The 1,658-nt window shown below is 68.0% G+C and carries 2 protein-coding genes; both read right to left on the minus strand.

Going from position 1 to position 1,658, the window contains the following annotated elements:
• Positions 1-65 precede the first annotated feature (65 nt).
• Positions 66-638, minus strand: coding sequence for a substrate-binding domain-containing protein (locus tag VF794_RS00745; RefSeq protein WP_331106700.1), 573 nt, complete (start codon positions 636-638; stop codon positions 66-68).
• Positions 639-692: 54 nt separating this feature from the next.
• Positions 693-1,658 (minus strand): tripartite tricarboxylate transporter substrate binding protein BugE (locus VF794_RS00750; RefSeq protein ID WP_331106702.1); only part of this gene is annotated, 966 nt, incomplete at its 5' end.

The raw sequence follows: 1,658 nt of genomic DNA on the forward strand, positions 1-1,658 counted from the left end.
GACGCCACGCCATCACCGCCTCCGACTTCCGCCGGAACCTCAGGAATCACACCGGCCCGCGTCGCTCAAAGCTCTTTCCGCGATTCCACCCAGCGAGGAACCGCTCTAGTGGACTCCACGCCTGGGGCCGTCACCTTCAAAGACACCCTGTCGGCGATGCGTAATCTGGGAAGCACGTCATCCTCGATGAACATGCCGCTCGTGCTGCCCGGCATCGTGATCAGACGCGCCTTCAACAGGCTCTCCCTGAGTGCGGCGACGGTGGCGACGTCCGGCCTCGGGCTCCCGGCACGGACCGCCGCGCCAAGCGGGCTGCTCGCCAACCCGACCTCTGTCCCGTCGACGATCCGGTTCGCCGCGATCAACTCCTCCAGTCCCTCCTTCGACAGGATCACCACATCCGGGCGTGCCCCGCGTTCGAGCTGGGCCTTGATGGTGGTCGGGCCTGTGCCCTGAGACGCACCGGACGTTGTCACGACTTTGATGCCCGTTGTGCGCTCGAACTCGGGCAACAACTCCTGATACGCGAGAGCGAAGCCGCCCGAGATCATCACAGCGAGCTCTGCGTGCGCGTCGCGCGAGAGCGCCGGAAGCGCCACGAGACCGATCGCAAGACAGTTGAGCAAACGAGTCCGCATAGAGCCCTCCTTGCATCAGAGGCTACCAGGGCCGCATCGCAACCTTTGCGGTCCCTACTCCGGCTGCAACTTCCGCTCCTGCACCACCTTCTTGTAGACCTCGTACTCGGTCCTGATCTCGGCCGCGAACTCCTCCGGCGTGTTGCCCACGATGAAGGAACCGGTCTCCTCGATGCGCGCGCGCACGTTCGGCTCGGCGAGCGTCTTCAGCACGGCGTCGCGCACCCGGTCCACGATCGGGCGCGGCAGCCCCTTCGGTCCCACGATGCCGTAGAAGGCGGTGCGGTTCACGGGCTCCAGACCGACCTCCTTGAAGGTGGGCACATCCGGCAGCGAGGCGGATCGCTGGGGCGAGGCCACCACCATGGGCACGAGCCGCCCCGATTGGAGGAAGGGCAGCGCCGAGGGCAGGTTGTCGATGATGACCAGCACCTGCCCGCCCACCGCGTCGTTGAGCGCCGGGCCCGAGCCGCGGTACGGGATGTGGGTCATGTCCGCGCCCGTGAGGCTCTTGTAGAGCTCCATCTGGAGATGGAGGATGCTGCCCGTGCCCGAGGTGGCGTAGGAGTACTTGCCCGGGTTCTTCTTCACCTCTTCGGCCCAAGCCTGGAAGGTCTTGGCAGGGAAGGAGGGGTGCACGGCCACCACGTTCGGGGTCGCCGCGATGTTGGTGATCGGCGTGAAGGCGGTGAGCGGGTCGTAAGGCGTCGAGGGCTGGATCGCCGGCACGGTGGCCACCGTGGAGACCGTGGCGATCCCGAGCGAGTAGCCGTCGGGCCTGGCCCGCGCCGTCTCGGCGGCGCCGATCGCGCCGCCGCCGCCGCCCTTGTTCTCCACCACCAGCGGTTGGTTGTTGAAGTGCGGGGGCACGCCGCCCGCCACCACGCGGGCGACGATGTCGGTGGTACCCCCGGGCGCGAACGGCACCAGCAGCTTGACCGGCTTGTCCGGGTAGCCTGCCTGCGCGAGGGCGCGGGAGGCGGCGAGCAGCGGTGCGGAGGCCAGCCCACCTAGCAGTAG

This window comes from Archangium sp., assembly GCF_036389735.1.
Lineage (GTDB): Bacteria > Myxococcota > Myxococcia > Myxococcales > Myxococcaceae > Archangium.

Excerpts from the sequence above, each read along its gene's own strand:
- VF794_RS00745 (WP_331106700.1), bottom strand. The coding sequence starts at position 638 with ATGCGGACTCGTTTGCTCAACTGTCTTGCGATCGGTCTCGTGGCGCTT.